This window comes from Terrabacter sp. Soil810, assembly GCF_001429645.1.
Taxonomy (GTDB): domain Bacteria; phylum Actinomycetota; class Actinomycetes; order Actinomycetales; family Dermatophilaceae; genus Terrabacter.
The window spans coordinates 6,987-24,023 of the sequence record NZ_LMSW01000002.1; the positions used below are offsets into that span (position 1 = coordinate 6,987).

The 17,037-nt window shown below is 68.2% G+C and carries 16 protein-coding genes and 1 pseudogene; 15 read left to right on the top strand and 2 right to left on the bottom strand.

Translation table 11 applies throughout. The features are described from left to right. Positions 1 to 265, bottom strand: a pseudogene (locus tag ASG96_RS03920) (IS3 family transposase); the annotation flags it as partial. Between the two features lie 1,112 nt (positions 266 to 1,377). Between ASG96_RS03920 and ASG96_RS03925 the strand changes: the two are divergent. Beyond that, positions 1,378 to 2,091 (top strand): BTAD domain-containing putative transcriptional regulator, encoded by a 714-nt coding sequence (locus ASG96_RS03925; protein WP_162262009.1) that lies wholly within the window; start codon positions 1,378 to 1,380, stop codon positions 2,089 to 2,091. Between the two features lie 85 nt (positions 2,092 to 2,176). On the opposite strand, the gene ASG96_RS23085 is transcribed toward ASG96_RS03925, so the two are convergent. Further along, complete coding sequence (locus tag ASG96_RS23085) at positions 2,177 to 3,577, bottom strand: hypothetical protein (RefSeq protein WP_235509057.1); 1,401 nt, start codon at positions 3,575 to 3,577, stop codon at positions 2,177 to 2,179. A gap of 239 nt (positions 3,578 to 3,816) precedes the next feature. Here ASG96_RS23085 and ASG96_RS23090 point away from each other — a divergent pair, with 239 nt between their 5' ends. From ASG96_RS23090 to ASG96_RS03995, 14 genes are all read left to right on the top strand, one after another. Further along, entirely contained in the window at positions 3,817 to 4,020 is a 204-nt protein-coding gene (locus ASG96_RS23090) for a hypothetical protein (RefSeq protein ID WP_235509058.1), read from the top strand. A 191-nt stretch (positions 4,021 to 4,211) separates the two neighbouring features. Beyond that, a complete protein-coding gene (locus tag ASG96_RS03935; RefSeq protein WP_162262010.1) occupies positions 4,212 to 4,979 on the top strand; it encodes a BTAD domain-containing putative transcriptional regulator in 768 nt (255 codons plus the stop codon). Between the two features lie 7 nt (positions 4,980 to 4,986). After that, a complete protein-coding gene (locus ASG96_RS03940) occupies positions 4,987 to 5,598 on the top strand; it encodes a DUF4255 domain-containing protein (RefSeq protein ID WP_200962646.1) in 612 nt (203 codons plus the stop codon). Next, positions 5,595 to 6,479: a hypothetical protein gene (locus ASG96_RS03945; RefSeq protein WP_057586781.1), complete on the top strand. Its 885-nt coding sequence runs from the start codon at positions 5,595 to 5,597 to the stop codon at positions 6,477 to 6,479. The genes ASG96_RS03940 and ASG96_RS03945 overlap by 4 nt, the downstream gene beginning before the upstream one ends. A gap of 25 nt (positions 6,480 to 6,504) precedes the next feature. Further along, a complete protein-coding gene (locus ASG96_RS03950; protein ID WP_057586783.1) occupies positions 6,505 to 8,514 on the top strand; it encodes a phage tail sheath subtilisin-like domain-containing protein in 2,010 nt (669 codons plus the stop codon). Between the two features lie 12 nt (positions 8,515 to 8,526). Continuing rightward, positions 8,527 to 8,985 (top strand): phage tail protein, encoded by a 459-nt coding sequence (locus ASG96_RS03955; RefSeq protein WP_057586786.1) that lies wholly within the window; start codon positions 8,527 to 8,529, stop codon positions 8,983 to 8,985. A gap of 764 nt (positions 8,986 to 9,749) precedes the next feature. After that, complete coding sequence (locus tag ASG96_RS23570; protein ID WP_162262011.1) at positions 9,750 to 11,120, top strand: phage tail sheath C-terminal domain-containing protein; 1,371 nt, start codon at positions 9,750 to 9,752, stop codon at positions 11,118 to 11,120. Further along, the gene (locus ASG96_RS03965) at positions 11,113 to 11,619 is read left to right on the top strand and encodes a phage tail protein (protein WP_057586820.1); all 507 of its coding nucleotides are present in this window, start codon (positions 11,113 to 11,115) and stop codon (positions 11,617 to 11,619) included. Before ASG96_RS23570 ends, ASG96_RS03965 begins: the two co-directional genes overlap by 8 nt. Then, on the top strand, positions 11,616 to 12,983 hold the full coding sequence (locus ASG96_RS23735; RefSeq protein ID WP_057586790.1) for a hypothetical protein: 1,368 nt from the start codon (positions 11,616 to 11,618) through the stop codon (positions 12,981 to 12,983). Before ASG96_RS03965 ends, ASG96_RS23735 begins: the two co-directional genes overlap by 4 nt. Beyond that, complete coding sequence (locus ASG96_RS03975; protein ID WP_057586792.1) at positions 12,980 to 13,168, top strand: hypothetical protein; 189 nt, start codon at positions 12,980 to 12,982, stop codon at positions 13,166 to 13,168. Before ASG96_RS23735 ends, ASG96_RS03975 begins: the two co-directional genes overlap by 4 nt. After that, entirely contained in the window at positions 13,161 to 14,246 is a 1,086-nt protein-coding gene (locus tag ASG96_RS03980; RefSeq protein ID WP_057586794.1) for a phage late control D family protein, read from the top strand. Before ASG96_RS03975 ends, ASG96_RS03980 begins: the two co-directional genes overlap by 8 nt. Positions 14,247 to 14,264: 18 nt before the next feature. After that, a complete protein-coding gene (locus tag ASG96_RS03985) occupies positions 14,265 to 14,933 on the top strand; it encodes a phage baseplate assembly protein V (RefSeq protein WP_057586796.1) in 669 nt (222 codons plus the stop codon). Next, positions 14,930 to 16,612, top strand: coding sequence for a hypothetical protein (locus ASG96_RS03990; RefSeq protein WP_057586799.1), 1,683 nt, complete (start codon positions 14,930 to 14,932; stop codon positions 16,610 to 16,612). Before ASG96_RS03985 ends, ASG96_RS03990 begins: the two co-directional genes overlap by 4 nt. Then, a complete protein-coding gene (locus ASG96_RS03995; protein ID WP_082591613.1) occupies positions 16,609 to 17,037 on the top strand; it encodes a GPW/gp25 family protein in 429 nt (142 codons plus the stop codon). Before ASG96_RS03990 ends, ASG96_RS03995 begins: the two co-directional genes overlap by 4 nt.

Below are 17,037 nucleotides of genomic sequence, written 5' to 3' on the forward strand. Positions count from 1 at the left end.
TCACGCTCGGTCGTGAGCTTGGCGTTCTCGGCCTCCAGCTGCGCGACGCTCGCCTGCAGCCGCGCGGCCTTCTGCTCGGGCGTCTCGTCGAGCACCTCGCCGGCCGGTAGCTCCCAGGCCTGGAGGGGGCTGCGGGTCAAGTCCCGCCGACAGCCGTCTTCTTGCCGCTCCCGTGCCGCTCGAGTCAGTGCCGCAAGGTGCCCCGCTCGATCACGAGGTCCTCGGCGATGCCACGCACCGTCGCGCCCGGAGTGGACTCGTACAAGTCGACAGCCTACCGACGGAACTCATCGGAGTAGTTCTTGCGGGCCATGTTTCAGGATCATCTCGCGCTCTCCCGCTACGCGGGATTCTGGCTGTCCACGAACCAGGGTCAGGGGCCCATGAAGTTCAAGTATCAACCACTCGGGCGGGTGAGTTCTTCCTGTACTTCTACACCAGAGGATACTCACGTCTCGCGAACTTTCAAGAGAGCGTAAAGAAGGGCGCAAACACCCATGGGCTCGCCGACGAAGCGCCATGCTTGAAGGGTCACCGCGTTTCCGTCCACCTCCAGAGGCGGAACATCACATAGCCCGAACCACGCGTTCTGGCCTGAACTCGACCGCAACTGATTGCGCCTCGTCGCTAGAGAAGCCAGAGACTCGCGCGGGAGAAAGGTGGAATCACGACAGCCCTCCGCTCCACTCTCAATTTGGTGATAAGGGGCCCAAAACGGTGTATCCAGCATACGTTAGGACAAACTGTATTCACAGACAGAAGGGCAATAGATCGCCCGAGTTGAAGCCCTGGGAGGTCACCGCGCCGCGGCGCACCAAGGGACACTCCTGCCCTGGCGAGTATGCAGAGCGCACGTGGCTCCGCACCGTGTCCGTGTCACCGCACATAAGAGCGGTTCGACGGGGCCCCGCAGGCCTGAACGCATGCCGCCCTTCTGGGCGGTCCTGCATCTCATTCTGGCACGCGGCCTTGCCGCCGCCGGCGCCATTCGTCCAACACCGTCATAACGACGTCCACGACCTCATCCACGGACCTACAGACCTGCGTGAGCGGCCCAGCCCGGTGGCCGTGCGTCACGCGGGCGCGCATTCCGTCGTCGTCGGCCTACGCACTGATCACGATCACGAGCGGGTCGACGTCGACGCCAGGCGGACCAGCGGCCGTGCCATGGCTCATCGCTGCACGACATGCGCCTCCCGTCACTACCCGGTCATCAGTGCATCGCCCTGGTGTCGTGCCGTTGACGGATCGGCGGAAGGGAGCGGGGGCTCGGGTCGCAACCCACCATGCCTCTCCCGTCCGCAAGAGCGGCCTGCAACCTGACGAGTCCGCGGGGGAAATGCGATGTCCAAGTCAGGCAACAGGGCGGTCGCTAGTGTGAAGCTGCTGCGCGGGTTCGAGATGCGTCTGGATGGGCGGCTCGTGGCGCTGCCGGCACCTGCCGAACGCATGGTGGCACTGCTGGCGATCCGAGCGCGGCCACAGCATCGGCGCAATCTTGCCGCGACCCTCTGGATGGACAGCACTGAAAGCCGGGCCGCCGCCAGTCTGCGCACGGCGTTGTGGCGGACCCGGCAGACAGTGGGGGACTGCGTCGAGGTGCGCGGCGCAATGCTCGCGCTTGCGCCCCATGTGAGTGTCGACCTCAATGATCTGATGAATCACAGCCGGCGGCTGCTGGGTGATAACACGTGCATCTCGGTGGAGGATGTCGATCCGGCGGATCTCGATGGTGACCTTCTGCCCGACTGGGATGAGGACTGGATCCTGTTCGAGCGTGAACGGATGCGCCAGCTCCGCATTCATGCGCTGGAGGCCATGTGCCACAAACTCAGTCTCGTCGGGCGACCAGGTCCGGCCATCGACGCCGGACTTGCGGCCGTGGCCGCAGAGCCATTGCGCGAGACCGCCCAGCGCATTCTCATCGCCGCCTACCTACGCGAAGGCAACGTCTGCGAGGCCCGACGGCAGTACCACGTCTACAGTGAGCTCCTGCGTGACGCCCTGGGAATCGAACCCTCCGAATCCTTGCGAGCCCTTCTCAAGTCGGCCGGCACAGGTCACGACGGACCAGCGAGTCCCGCCCGATGACCGAAGTATCGTCGGCGGATTGGTGCCTCGTTTCCGCGCACTGATTGCGGCAAGCTGGGCCGCCCCGAGGCTCTCCCTGCCGGATTCATCGAGGTGTGCTGCGTCGGGACCCTCCCGACGAACCGCTGCGGCGCGGGCGACCCTCGTAGCGTTCGGACCCGCGATCGCTCCCCTCCCGGCGGGACGTGCGCTCGTCACGGTCATCCTCCGGGCGGCGCCTGGATGGTCGGCGCTCGTATCGGTCGTCGTCTTCGTCGTCGTCCAGGTCGTCGTCGTCCAGGTCGTCGTCGTCCAGGTCGTCCTCGTCGTCCGCGTCGTCCTGGTCGTCGTCGGCCTCGTCGCGTTCCTCGTCGCGCTGCTCGTGCTCGGAGCGCCGACCCCGACCTTCGTCCGCACGGCCCCCGCCGTGGTGGCGATGGTCGCCATCACGACAGGCCTGGCAGTCGCACCCGCAGTCGCCGTCTACTTCAGGGTCCGCACCGTGAATTCGGCGCACATAGCCCTGGATGATCTCGTCAACCGAGTTGGCTCGAAGTCGACGACAACAGGCGTTCCGCTCCTCCCACCGAGCTTCGCGAACTCGCAGTTCGCCGTCCAGCGTGGCGATCGCCCGATGCCCGGCCATGGAGACCTTCATGGCCCGGCAGAGACATGAGACGTATGCTGCGACGTCCCCGAAACCCGCCCACACGTCGTCAAGGTGCCACTCGGCGACGAGCGCCCGCGCGTAGAGCCGGATGTAGTCGACCGGACCGGGGTCCGCCGTCTCGACGACCGGCATGGCGCTCGCAGTCGAGCCCGTGCCGGACGGTGACTCTGCGGCGCCGGGCGCCGACTCCTCCGTGTCACTCGCGACCGCTGGCTTGGTGGGCGGCGCCGGCGCTGGAGTGGGCACCTTGCTCGGGAGGACCACCGCGAGGATCGCGTAGATCTCCTCGCGAGCGGCGGCGACCCTGGCCTCGAGCAGATCGGGCTCGAGGGCGAGCCTGGCGAAGCAATCGTCAGCCACAGACGTCAGATAGCCGAATCGCGCCACCTGCGCCTCCAGATCGTCGACCCCGCAATCATGCAACTCGACGTCGAACGTCGACTCCTCCACACAGCAGCCTTGAACGCGGCAGCGCCGAAGTCGTCTGTGAACCCGCTGCCACGACCGCTGCAGACGCTCGATCGTGTCGCGATCGTCGACGTGGCATCGGATCTCATGCTTGGCGTCGTTGAGCTGGTCCCTGAGTTCCTCGACGACGGGAATGACCTTGTAGCGAGCTTGCCCGTAGGCGAGTCGGGCCGACTCGTACGACTGCGGAGCCGGAGCATCCTTGTGCGCGTCGGCGTACTTGGCTCTGGCCTTGTCGCCTTCCGACTGGCAGTGCATCTCGACCGATTCGGTGTCGCAGGCATTGCATCCGCATCGCGTGAAGGCGTGATCGTCCTTCGGACTGCGCGGCAGGCAGTCGGTGCACGGCGCTTCCTCAGCGTCCTTCACCACGGAGGGGTCCGGCTGGGAAGGCGGCACTGGCGCAGCTGCGCCTCCATTCGCCTGGCCGTTCGCGGAGCTCTCAGTTTCCGGTTGTGTTGACATGGGCCCTCCTCAAGAGCGAACGTCAGAATTGTTTCCGTGCACCGTCACCGCAGCGTTGCGCCCACGAGCCCATGTGGAAGGCGCCCCGGACGGAGATCGCGGCTGTCACGCGCCGGTGACGGGCGGCCCGTCATGGTGGCTGCATGGGGCCGAGCCTCGAACCACGCGGGGTGTGCATCGTGCGTGTCACCAAGGACTCGACCGGCATGATCCTCACGATCGTCAGCCGGCTCGACGTCAGCCGGACGAGTCTGCCCGTCGAGCAGACGTGCTCAGGCGTCGATGAAGGCCTGGCCGTGGTCCGGTGCTTCCTCGACGACTTCGATCGCGGGAACCGCACCGGCTGACAGGGCGGACGGGCCGAGCGCCGTAGCGGTTTCCACGAGTGCGGTGACGCCCTCGTGACGGCCCGATGACGCCGTGGCGGCACGCTGTGGGCCTGAGTTTCCGTAAGGCAGGGGGGCCCACGATGCGCGCGCAGCTGCAGCAACCGTGTCGAGGAACGCTGATTCAGAGCAGGCTGTGTCTGCTCGGGGACGTGCGCATCGACGTCGGCGGCTGGACCCCGCGGATTCCCGAGAGCAGCAAGCCGCTTCTGGTGCTGCTCGCCCTGCACAGCCGACAGGTCGAGCGTCGTTGGGCGGCTGGCGTCCTGTGGCCCGACGGAAATGACGAGCGTGCTGCAGGAAACCTGCGCTCGGCAATCTGGCGGCTGCGCGGCGCGGGGCTGGACATCCTGGAGACCACCAAGGTCAGCGTCCGACTTGCCGACCACGTCAGCGTGGACGTCGACTCGGTCGACGAATGGGCCGGCAGCATCACGGCTGGCACGACGGGCGACAGCGATCTACGAGTCCATCCCGAGTGCCTCGAGGCGCTTGACCTACTGCCTGGCTGGTATGAGAACGACTACGTCATCATGGCGCGAGAGCGCTTGAGGCACAGGGTTCTTCACGCCTTGGAGGCATTGAGCCGCGCGCTCTCGCAGCGTAGCCGACACGACGAAGCCGTCGACGCGGCTCTGCTTGCGGCTCGGCTCGAGCCCTTCCGGGACAGCGCGCAACGGGTCCTGATCGCCGCCCATCTCGCCGAAGGGAACTGGATCGAGGCGCAGCGCAGCTGCAGGCTCTACGTCGATCTGCTCCAGTCAGAGCTCGGGATCGACGCGCCGGCCGATCTTCGCGACTTCATGTGCCGGCCATGGGACTTTGTCGCGGCACCGGGCGGCGGCTCGCCGCAGCAACGGTCCGATCCCGGCGCCACCGCGGTGCGCAATGGGCACCGTGACGCTCGGGTGACGACATGACAGGAGCATGACGGCCGTGGCGAACTTCCGAAGCATCGCGGCAGTGGGCAAGAGCCTGGCGACCTTGCTCAACTCGCGCTTCGCACTGGTCCCGCCCGTGGCGAAGGCCACGGCCAAACTGATCCAGACCGACGATCTGGACAACGCCAAGGCCATGCTGCCGCTCCCCGTCGTCTCGATCCTTTTGTACCGGGTGGACTTCAACAAGGCGATGAGAGCCTCGTGGTCGGGAGTCGGTGCCCTGGATGGTCGGGCGCACCTTCCCGTCGACCTGCACTACCTCATGACTGCGTGGGCGGACAACGCCGAGTCGGAGCACCTCCTGCTCGGGCGCACGATGCAGATCATTGAGGAGGTCGGCGCCCTCAGTGGCCCGTTGCTGTGGCCGGACGCCGAGTGGCTGTCGGGCGAAGCCGTCCAGCTGTACCTCGAGGATGTCGCAACCGACGACCTCATGCGCACATTCGAGAGCCTCACGTGCGACTTCCGTCTCAGCATCCCGTACCTGGCACGCATCGTCGTGGTGTCGACGGACGAAGGCGATGCGGTGCCCGATGTCCTCACGCACATCCAGGGACTGGGACCGCACCTCGCACCAGCCGGAGCAGCAGGGCCATGAACGAGGTGCTGCCAGGGGTGTGGCTCGAGCGGATCGTCCGGCTCCAGGTCGGCGTGCTCCCCGTGGACGCTCTCGGCGGCGCCCGCCGTCTCACGTCCGTGGAGGTGTTCAGCGAGAACGTCCCCCGGCCGCACGGCATACCGCCTGGGCGTGGATTCGCGCCGGTCGCCTCGATCGGCCTGCCCCGGCTGCGCCGGACCCCATCGGGCCGGTATGCCGTGGTGTTCGGCACGCCCGCGGCGCGCGCCGGCACGGGCGTCCTTCGCGTGACCGTGCGGATCGTCGATCGTTTCGGCATGTTCGTGCCGCGGCGACTGTCCATACCCGTGCACGACCTGGCCCGAATACTCGCGAACGAAGCGGCGGTCGAGGCCGACCCCACGCGGAGCCGGTTGGTCCGCTCCTGCCAGCCTTGGCTCTACCCGTCGTCGCGCTGTGCGTTGCCCGCCGGCGCGACGCTCGTTCGTGGACGAGTGGTGTCGGGAGCATCCCGTGCTGCCGTTCCGTGGCCTCGTGTGTCGGCAAGCCTTGTCGGACAGCCGACACCCAGGTGGCACGGCCACGGCGACCAGAACGGCGAGTTCGTCATCGTCGTCGGAGCCGTCCCTCCCGCCGTCGTGAAGGAGCTGACCGATCGGCTCGAGCTGCGCGTTACCGTGCGCGCCCGCCCGATGCCAGCCCCCACCGATCCGGTCGACTCACCAGCCGAGTCTCGCGACGACCCGCTCTGGCTCCTGCCGGTCGAGCGGGTGCCGTCTCAACCCGCCACCGACGACGTCCTGACCGGGGTGCGGACCCCACCCGGATACAGCCGATCGGCCACATCGTGGATCACGTGCCGCAGGGGCCATTTCACCGCCATGCACCAGATCGTCCTGTGACGATCGCAACCCGAGAGGAGACCCCATGGAGTACCTCGCCCCAGGCGTCTACGTCGAGGAGGTCTCGTATCGCTCGAAGTCGATCGAGGGCGTGCCCACGTCGACGACCGGCTTCGTCGGGCTGACGCGCTACGGCCCCGTGCGCTTCGACGGTGGCCCGCGCAACTGCGAGCCCCGCCTCGTGACCAGTTACGCCGAGTTCGAGCGGGTGTACGGCGGGCTGACAGCGCTGCAGATCGCCGGCAACCGAGTCCCGTACCTGGCCCATGCCGCACGCGCCTTCTTCCTCAACGGGGGTCGGAGGCTCTACGTCTCGCGTGTCTTCACACCAAATGCCGGTGGCACCGGGGGCGTCGCCTCGATGCCCGTCGCCGCACCAACGGCCGCAGCCGGAGGCAATCCTGCGCTCGACGGTGCCCGGCTCAGGGGGCGGTGGCCCGGCAAGGACGGCAACGTCACCGTCGAGGCCGTCGCGGTCCGGGGCGGCAACCTCGCCAAGCCCAAGCCGGCAGGAACCCCGGGCGAGACGCCGACGGCGATCGGCGACCTGGTCTCGGACGCTGCGACCCACGGGATCGTCGTCGAGCTCGTCCAGGGCGCCGGACAGGGCCAGAACCGCGTCCCGCCGGCGGTTCCGAGCCCCGACATGTCGCCGGCCGGGCCACAGCGGCTGCTGCGCCTGCTCTGGATCAGCCGCGACCGCAAGACCGTGCAGCTGATCGACGACAACGGCCAGCTGGACGCGGTGTCCTATCCGGCCGACACGCTGATCCTGCCGGTCACGGTCACCGTCATCGTGCACGGCGAGTACGGACGGGTGGACACGTACCCCCGGCTGAACGTCGCTGCGGCGGCATCGGGGTCGATCGATCGCGTGCTGGGCTGGAACTCCGCGGTCGACGACGACGCCCTCATCGCGTTCGAGTTCACCAGTCTGGACGCGCAGGGAGCGACCATCGCGCGCTCGCCCGCCGTCCCACCGGATCCACCACCGGTCGGCGGTGCGCCGCAACCGGCCGCCTGGATCGGCAACTGGATCAAGGTCCTGCGGGCACTCGTGGGCCCCGTGGGCACACCCAAGTCGTGGACCTTGAACGGCGGCGACGACGGTGCGATGCCGGGACCGGACGACCTGAACGGGATGGACGCCGACCCTGACGACGCCACCAGGAAGGCCACCGGCCTCAAGGCGCTGGCCGAGGTCGACGACATCGCGATCGTGGCGATGCCGGACGCGGCCGACCAGGACGAGGACGACAAGGTCTTCGTTGCGACCCAGTACCTCATCCGTCATGCCGAGGAATGCCGTTACCGGATAGCCGTGGTCGACGGGCCGAAGAGCGCGTCACTGAACAGGATCCGCAGCTTCCGCGGCAACTTCGACTCGAAGTATGCGGCGCTCTATCACCCATGGATAGAGATACTGGACCCGAACGGTCCACCAGCGCCGGGAGTGCCCACTCCCCGTTTACTGTTGCCGCCTTCCGGATTCGTCACGGGGATATATGCGCGCAACGACATCACGCGCGGCGTATACAAGGCACCCGCGAACGAGGTCGTCTACGGCCTCACGCGATTCGAGATGAACATCAACCAAGGGCGCAACGAGATGCTCAACCCCGAGCACATCAACGCCCTGCGCTTCTTCCCTGGGCGGGGAAACCGGGTCTGGGGTGCACGAACCTTGAGCTCGGACCCGGAGTGGCTGTACGTCAGTGTGCGTCGATACTTTGCCTTCCTTGAACATTCAATCGATAAAGCTACCCAATGGGCCGTCTTCGAGCCCAACGGGGAAGCCTTGTGGCGCAACATAGCCCGTACGGTGTCGGACTTCCTCGAAGTGCAGTGGCGAGATGGTGCCCTCTTGGGATCCACGCGCGACGAGGCATTCTTCGTGCTTTGCGACCGCAGCACCATGAGCCAGAACGATTTGGACAACGGGCGTCTTATCTGCCTTATCGGGGTGGCCGTGGTGAAGCCGGCCGAATTCGTCATCTTCCGCATCGGGCAGTGGACCGCTGCCGCCAAGGGATAGCGAGGCAGCGCAATGGCTACAGAACGACTCAACCCGTATGGCGCATTCAGCTACATGGTCGAGTTCGGTGAGCCCCTGAACGGCGGCGGGCACCCGATCCAGGCCGGTTTCTCCGACGTGTCCGGGCTCGGCAACGAAGTGAACTATTCCGAGTACCGCACGGGAGTCGATACCGAGAACACGGTGCGCAAGATTCCGAACACCTTCAAGATCGACGAGATCACTCTCAAGCGCGGTCTGATCGGGTCGACCGACATCTTCCAGTGGATCACCGACGTCCGGAACGGCGCCTACCAGCCGCGAAGCGTGACGATCGTGATGCTCGACGAAGCGCGCAACGACGTGCTGCACATCGTGCTGACGAACGCGCAGCCGAAGAAGTGGGTGGGTCCGACCCTGGCAGCCAAGGGTGGTGGCGAGGTCGCCATGGAGGAGCTCCACCTCGTCGCCGAGCGGATCGACTTCGAGTAGGGCCGGCCATGACTCTGCCTCCCGGATTCTCCGAGCTGATGAACGAGGCCACGACGGCCTCGCCACGGCTCGGGGCCCCCGGCGTGTACTTCACGTCGGGGCTGCCGGTCGAGGCCTTGGCGCCCGAGGCGATGGATGTCGCGGCGTTCGTCGGTGTGGCTGCCCGCGGGCCGGCGTGGGAGGTGACCACCGATCCGGACGTAGAGGAAGGAGAACCGTTTCGGGCCCGGTCCGTCGCCGTCCCCGTGACGAGCTGGGATGAGTACGTCGAGCTCTTCGGCGGATTCGAGGGACCCGGACTGCTTCCGTACGCGGCGTCGGCCTACTTCGCCCAGGGCGGTGCGCTCGCCTACGTGGTTCGGGTCGTCGCATGGCAGCCTTGCCGCCCCGTCCCGGACCTCACGCCGCCCGGTTGCGCCGAGCTCCGGATCGGGCCCGAGCAGACGCAGCGCGGGGCCCAGTCCTCGCGGTGGCTTCGTGTGGCAGCGCGGAACGAGGGGACCTGGGGGAACCACCTGTCGGTGAGGGTGCAGTTCACGCGGCGCAGGCTGACCGACATCTCGGCGAGTGTCGACAGCGCCGAGGAGCTGAAGCTGCCCCCGGGCGCGCTCGTCACGCCGGGAGCGACCCTGGTGCTGACGGCCCCGAGTCCCGACCGCGAGGCCGACCCGATGAACCTCGCACCGGCGCGCACGGAGTACCGCACGGTCGACGAGATCCAGCGGCGGCCGCACCTCGACCGTCCCGGGTCCGACCTGTCCGTCGTGCTCGAACCCCCGGTGGACCTCACCGTCTCGATGACGGTCGACGTGGTTGAGGCCGACGTCGTCGTGACCGACCTGGGCGACCCCGACCGGCCGCGGGTGGAGACGCTCCGAGCGGTGGGCTTCGACGAGCGGCATCCCCGCTTCGTGGAGCGAGTGATCGGGGAGGAGTCCCGGCTGATCCAGTTCGTCTCGATCGAGAGCACCCAGCTTGGCGATGCAGTGCGTCGAGGACGGGTCAGCTCGGAACTCGAGCAGCCCGGGGTGGACCTTTGGGACTCACTCGTGCCCGAGGACGTCTTCCAGGTCCGCGGTGCATCGCGGACAACGGAGTCGAGACTCCAGTGGAACGAGCCGGAGGCCCACGCCGGGGTGGGAGCAGTCACGCTGATCGACGACGTGGCATCGGTCGTGGTTCCCGACCTCTATGCACCCTGGGCTCGCCTGGCACCCCTGGCCGAGACCGAGACCGACACCCGGCCGCCGACCTTCGCGAGCTGCACTCCACCTGATGCGCCACTGCCGCCGCCACCAGCCTCGCCGCCCGGCCTTCGCCTCGACCCGACCGACCCGGTCGATCGGGCGCACATACTCACGTTGCAGCAGGCCCTCGTGTCCTGGGCCGAGGCGGCGCAACGCATCGTCCTGCTCGACGTCCCACCCGGGTTGACGATGGGTCAGGTGCTCGCATGGCGCGCGCAGCTCGACTCGGGCTTCGCCGCGGCATACCACCCCTGGCTGCGTACCCCGGCTCCGCCCAGCACGGTGAGGCCGGTGCCGCCGTCGGCCGTCGCCGCTGGAGTCATCGCGCGCAGCGAGCGAGCACACGGAATCGCCCGGGGCCCCGCCAACGAGATCGGCGTCAGCATCGTCGATGTCGAGACGGCCGTCTCGCCGGCCGACCATACGACGCTGCATCGGCTCGGCGTGAACATCTTCCTGGTGGACGTCGACGGCATACGGCTCACCGCTGCCCGCACGCTGTCCTCCGACGCGCAATGGCGTCAGCTCAGCGTGCGGCGCCTGCTGCTGTCCATCGAAAGGGCTTGCCGGGCACGGCTCGCGTGGGCGGTCTTCGAGCCGAACGATTCTCGGCTGCGTGACGCTCTGCGACGACAGCTGGACAGCATGCTGCACGCGCTGTTCGAGCAGGGCTCCTTCGCCGGGTCCACGCCCGATGAGTCGTGGTTCGTGCACATCGCCGAGCCGGACGACCCGAGGGCACAGGTCGACGCCGCTCGGGTCATCGTCGAGATCGGTGTGGCACCGGCGGAGCCGCTGGAGTTCATCATCGTCCAGGTGGCGCTCCAGGCCGAAGGCGACATCAAGGTCGCACTCAGAAGTGGAGCGGGGGTGGGCGTCAGTGCCTGACCTCCTCGCTCGGACCTTTCAGTTCAGGGTCACCCTCACGCAGTCACCGGCGGTCCCACCCGTCGGCGGGACGGATCAACCCTCGCAGTCCGGTGTGTTCACCGACGGGGCGTTCGCGGAGTGCACCGGCCTCGACATGGAGATGGACGTCGGTGAATACGTCGAGGGCGGTCGCAACAACGGAATCCTTCAACACCTTGGCCGCACCAAGTCGTCGCGGATCACGCTTCGCCGCGGCATGCTCTTCCCGATCGGCGGCAGGGTCAATGCCGAGCTATGGCAGTGGTTCCAAGACGTCGTCGACGGAGTCCGGCCGTTGCGACGCTACGACGGCACGATCAGCATGCTCGACGACGGTGACCGGGCCGTCGCGAGCTGGCGGTTCGTCCGCGGACTGCCTGCGAAGCTCGTCGGTCCCCAACTGAACGCCGCCACCGGTGCGGTTGCCATCGAAGAGCTCCAGATCGCCCACGAAGGACTCCGCTGGGAGGCCCGATGAGCGACAAGAAGTTCGAGAAGGCCGTCCTCACAGAGGTCGAGCAGAAGCCGTCGAACCCGCCTCGACAGTTCAAGCGCATCGAGGTCCAGATCAACCCGGCGACCCTGCGTCTGCAGACCACGGCCAGCGTCGACAGCGGCAAGGACACCGGTCGACAGCGCACGCAGTACCAGGGCACAACGTCGACGCTGTCATTCGACCTCATCTTCGACACCTCCGACGAGGGCACCACGGACCAGCCGATCGACGTCCGCAAGCGGACCGCTGAGATCGAACGGTTCGTGTGGCCCGTCACGAAGAAGGCGGCGCCGCCTCGAGTCCAGTTCACCTATGGGACGCTCCATGTCGTCGGCGTCATGACCAGCGTCAACATCGACTTCGATCTGTTCAGCTTCAGTGGCGTCCCGCTGCGCGCGAAGTGCGCGGTCCAGATCAAGGAGCAGAAGGCCGAGTTCGACCTGACTCAGGACGGCGCCGGCGCCAACACCGGCGCTGGCGCCTCGGAGGTCCTGCGACCCGGGGCCGCGGGCGGCCAGCCGTCGGGCGCAGACCGGACACCCCGCCGCCCCACCGACCGCACGGGAGCGGCCGTCGCAGGAGAGAGCGCGCCGTCGTTCGCAAACCGGATGGGTCTTGACCCCAAGGCGTGGAAAGGCCTCCAGGGCATCGACGACCCGATGAACCTGACCGCCGGGCAGCAGATCGACTACGCGTCCGATCTGTCGCTCGACGGGGGGCTTGGCGTTCAGGTCGGGCCGGGGGCGGTCTCGTCGGCGCCCCCGGGGGCCGGGCCCACCGCGTCCGACGTTCCTGCGAGCCCCGTCCCCACATTCCTGCCACTGAGCGGACCCGACCTGACGTCGGCCGGCGGCCTGACGAACGCACTCGGTCGCCTCGCGGCCAGCGCTGCTGCTGGCGCTGCGGCGGCCGCGGTGGCGTCGTTCACCGGAGCGGCCGCGCGGTCGGGGTCTGGCACGGCGACGACACCGGACGGCCCGAGCACGTCGGGTGCCTCGGCCCAGCCGGGCACCGACCGTCCCGACCCACGCGCGGTGACGTACGGGTACGGCGCGCCGTTGCGACCGCTGCGGGCCGTGGTCGGGCCTGCTGCGGTCGGTCTGGTCCACCAGCGGCAGCGCCGGCTCGTGGCAGGGGGGGAGCTGCCGCCCGAGTCGCACGATTCCACGGTTCCCGGCTGGCATGCGCTCTCGGCCCGCGAGCTGGCATTGGCGCCGGGGCCCGGCGGCGGGTGCGGCTCCGGCGGGTGCGGCGGGTGCGGCGGCGGGTGCGGCTCGGGCGGCGGGGGATGCTTGCACGGCGTGACAAGGGTCGCGCGCGGGTCATGCGCAGGAGGTTGTCCATGAGCCTGCACATCGGCGACATCACCTCTGAGGTCAGGGTCGAAGGGCCCGTGCCGACTGGAGGGCCCCCGGCCGGCGGCGCCCAGCAGCCCGCGCAGCCGTGGGATCTCATCGAGCGGCATCGACTACTGGACGAAGAGATGTCCAACCTGCGCCGGCGCACGGACTCGGAGGGATTCGATGGCTGAGACTCCGGCATACGCATCCGCCAGTCCCGTGCTCAGCGTCGACGGCAGCCGCGAGCCTGACCTCGCCCGGGACCTCGTCCGCCTCGAGGTCGCCGAGACGACGGAAGGGCTTCGCACTCTCGTCGCCCACGTGCTCGGAAATGCCCCTCGGGTCCAGTCCTCCAAGGACGTCGTCGAGTACTTGGACGGTAGGACGCTCGACTTCGGCAAACGGCTGCAGGTGTCCATCGGACCGCCGGGCACCGAGAAGATCGTCTTCAAGGGCGTCATCTCCGCGATCGGTGCCGACTTCGCCGAGGGGGATGCTCCGACGATCGTCATCCACGCAGAGGACGATCTCATGCGACTCCGGCTGACCCAGCGTTCGGCGACATATCTCAAGGTCACGGATGCCGACGTCCTGCGCACGATCGCGTCGAAGCATGGCCTCACCGCCAAACCAGACGTCGACGGGCCGACCTACGACGTGGTGCAGCAGTTCAACCAGAGCGACCTGGCCTTCCTTCGCGAACGTGCGAGAAGGATCCGCGCCGAGCTGTGGGCGGACGACGGCGCCCTTCGCCTGACGACGCGCGACCGACGGCCGAGCACGACGGCGACCCTGACGCGGGGTGGGGACCTCATCTCGCTCACCGCTCGCGCCGACCTCGCTGAGCAGTGCACGTCCGTTCGATCTGCGGGGTACGACGCATTGTCACGCAAGTCCATCGACGCGGAGGCTCCCGCCTCGACGGTGAATGCCGAGACGACTGGCGGCCGGACCGGGCCGCAGACTCTCCAACGCGCCCTCGGTGAGCTGCCCGGGCGACTCATCCGTGACGTCCCCGTCGCCGAAGCGGAAGCGCGCGCATACTCACGTGCGGAGATGCTCGGCCGCTCGCGGCGTTTTGTCCGTGTCCGCGGAGTCACCAGTGGAACGCCTCAGCTGCTGGTCGGCACCCAGGTCACCCTGTCGCGCTGCGGCCGGCCCTTCGACGGCCCCGGCTACTACGTCACCGCCTTTCGGCACACCTACGACCTACGGAACGGGATGCGCACGCATTTCGACGCCGAGCGACCGACTGTCAACGCGAGCTGAGCGAAAGGGGACCCGGCAATGACCGAGAACAGGCACCCGCCGAACTGGACCGGCTCCAGCTTCTTCGGGCTCTACCCTGCGATCATCACCGACATCGTCGACCGGGATCGGCTGAGCCGGGTCGAGGTCAGCTTCCCGTGGCTGGGGGATGGGGGTTCGGATGTCCGCGCCTGGGCGACCCTGCTGACCCCGTATGCCGACGACGACCAGGGCTTCGTGGCCCTGCCCGAGGTCGGCACCCAGGTCGTGGTGGGGTTCGAGGCGGGCGACCTGCATCGCCCGTACGTGGTCGGCTCGTGCTGGAACGGCAAGGAGATGATGCCCGTCACTCCGACCCGCCCGAACGACAAGCGACTCATCAAGACCAGGTCCGGCAGCCTCCTGGAGTTCGACGACACCTCCGGAGCGACGAAGGTCACGCTGTCGACGTCCCAGGGTCACAAGGTCGTGCTCGACGAGGGGTCCCTACAGCTGCAGATCACCCACCAGAACGGATCGAGCATCACGTTCACGGCATCGGGGCAGATCCAGATCCAGGCCAACGCCACCGTGGACGTCACGGCGTCCGTGCTGAACGTGCACGCGCCCGTCGCGAACTACGACGGAATCATCAACTGCACCAACGTGGTGGCCTCGGTCGGCATCTCGTCGCCGCTGTACACCCCCGGCGTCGGGAACGTCTGGTGACCGCCGTCCAGACGCAGGTCGGCCACCAGTGGCGCGTCGTCGCCCCGTGGTGGCACTGGCCGCTGCGAGCCTCCTCCGATCCGGGCGACCTCGGCGACCCGGACGACCGGCGCGCTGTACGGGCGTCCCGGCCGGTCCTGCAGAAGTACGCGACGTCGGACCCCGTGACCGACTTCCTGGGCCAGCCGCAACACCGGCTGGAGTTCGACTGCGAGACGGACGAGGTCTGGGACGTCTCGCCCAACGGTTTCGGCAAGGTGCCTTCCCGGACTCGGACCCACCGGCGCAAGCTCTTCCTCACGTCGCACCACCGTCACTACCTCGTCGTGTGCTCGATCCATTGCGACACAGCCGGTTTCCCACACGCGCGCCGCGACGACGTATGCGAGGCCGGTTTCGTCGTTCGGCGACGCCGCGTCGATCTGCCGGGCGGTCCGCGCGGCGAGGCCGCCGGCGCGTTCCGGCGACACGCAGTGGCCCGGAGCAGGCGCCTCGATCTCGAGTTCCGCCTCCGGCTCGCCACGCCGCACAAGCTCCGGATGGCAGCGCTGCGTCGGCGCCTCGAGGTCGCCCGCGAAAGCGAGCGAGACGCCGCCGACCGGCTTCGCGTCTGGCTGGAGGAGCTGGGCAACGTCCGATTCCTCGAAGGATGGGTCCCGGCCGGTGTCGACCCGGCGGGAGATCGCCATCCGATGCCGCCGTGCACCAGCCCCACCAGCTTGGAGCCGGTGCGCGGCTTCGGCTCGTGGCAGCAGGTCGAGGAGTTGCCGGCCGCACTGGGCGAGTCGTGGTTCCCGCTCTCGCCCCTGGTCCCGGACCCGACCAAGCCTGAGCACGACGCGACCGGTGAGTCGATCTATTTCGGCGTGGTGCCCACCGGGTCGTCCGACCTCGACGACCAGCAGGCGCCTCGGTTCGGCCCGACCGACGACTACGAGATACGGTGCTTCGTCCGGCGACATCGAGCAGCGTGTCCTCGCGATGGAGGCCACTGCGGGTGCCCGCTCACCTGGTCGGAGGCGACGGAGGCGTACCGCCTGGCCGACCCGATGGACCTCGAAGGAACGGCCAACCGTGCCTCCACTGTCGTGTTGCCGGACCTCGCCCAGCTGCACGCCGACACGATGCGCCTGACCCCCGGCGGCACGGGCGGCGTGCGCTTCCAGACTCCACCGGGCTCGACATTGAGCTTCACGTCGCAGGACACGAAGGCGACGCAGACCCCGACCCGGGCGGACGCCCAGACATGCTCGTTCGCGATCCCCCTCATCACCATCGTCGCGTACTTCCTGCTCAAGCTGTTCCTGCCCATCGTCGTCTTCGTCTTCCAGCTCTGGTTCCTGCTCGCCCTTCGCTTCTGCATCCCGTCCAGCGTCACGATCGACACCGGGCTCGCCGGAAAACTGGACCAACTGGGCGGCGGCCTCGACATCGACGCCGATGTCGTGGTCGCGAACCAGGCCGACTTCGACAAGCTCCTCAAGGACCTGCTCGACGGCCTCGAGCCCGGTGGACCGGGGACCAAACTGGGCAGCCGCATCGTTGCCGAGCACGCCAACGGTGACATGGACCATGGGTCCTTCGGCTCACTCGTGGGCGCGGTCGCGGCACGAAAGGTCACGGGGCCGAAACTCACGTTCGCCGAACGCGTCGAGCGATCGGAGGTGGTCCGCCCATGAGCGTCCCGCCCGCTCCCTCACCGGCCGTGCGAGATGACGTCCTCGGCGTGGGATGGCGGTTCCCGCCGACTCCGTCGGGTGCCGGTCGTTTCGAGCTGCGCAACGGAGCGCCCCTGGTCCGACAGTCGATCCTGGTCGTCGTCGGAACCGAGCGCGGCGAGCGACTGATGCGACCGAGCTTCGGCTGCGGCCTGCGGCGCTTCCTGATGGAGGCCAACACCCCGGCCACGCGGGCTGCGATCGCGCGTGACATCCGGTCGGCGATCACCCTGTGGGAGCCTCGCGTCCGGCTCGAGTCGGTCGACGTGTCGCCGACCGGCGACCCGAGCGCCGTACTGGTCGACATCGTCTACACGCAGATCCGGGACGAGAGCGTGGGGGCAGTGCAGCTCACCGTCCCCGTCGCGGGTATGCCGGGAGGCTGA

Coding starts and splice junctions, on each gene's coding strand:
- ASG96_RS03945 (WP_057586781.1), top strand. CDS start 5,595: ATGAACGAGGTGCTGCCAGGGGTGTGGCTCGAGCGGATCGTCCGGCTC.
- ASG96_RS03980 (WP_057586794.1), top strand. CDS start 13,161: ATGGCTGAGACTCCGGCATACGCATCCGCCAGTCCCGTGCTCAGCGTC.
- ASG96_RS03940 (WP_200962646.1), top strand. CDS start 4,987: ATGACGGCCGTGGCGAACTTCCGAAGCATCGCGGCAGTGGGCAAGAGC.
- ASG96_RS03955 (WP_057586786.1), top strand. CDS start 8,527: ATGGCTACAGAACGACTCAACCCGTATGGCGCATTCAGCTACATGGTC.
- ASG96_RS03975 (WP_057586792.1), top strand. CDS start 12,980: ATGAGCCTGCACATCGGCGACATCACCTCTGAGGTCAGGGTCGAAGGG.
- ASG96_RS23735 (WP_057586790.1), top strand. CDS start 11,616: ATGAGCGACAAGAAGTTCGAGAAGGCCGTCCTCACAGAGGTCGAGCAG.
- ASG96_RS03995 (WP_082591613.1), top strand. CDS start 16,609: ATGAGCGTCCCGCCCGCTCCCTCACCGGCCGTGCGAGATGACGTCCTC.
- ASG96_RS03950 (WP_057586783.1), top strand. CDS start 6,505: ATGGAGTACCTCGCCCCAGGCGTCTACGTCGAGGAGGTCTCGTATCGC.
- ASG96_RS03985 (WP_057586796.1), top strand. CDS start 14,265: ATGACCGAGAACAGGCACCCGCCGAACTGGACCGGCTCCAGCTTCTTC.
- ASG96_RS23090 (WP_235509058.1), top strand. CDS start 3,817: ATGGGGCCGAGCCTCGAACCACGCGGGGTGTGCATCGTGCGTGTCACC.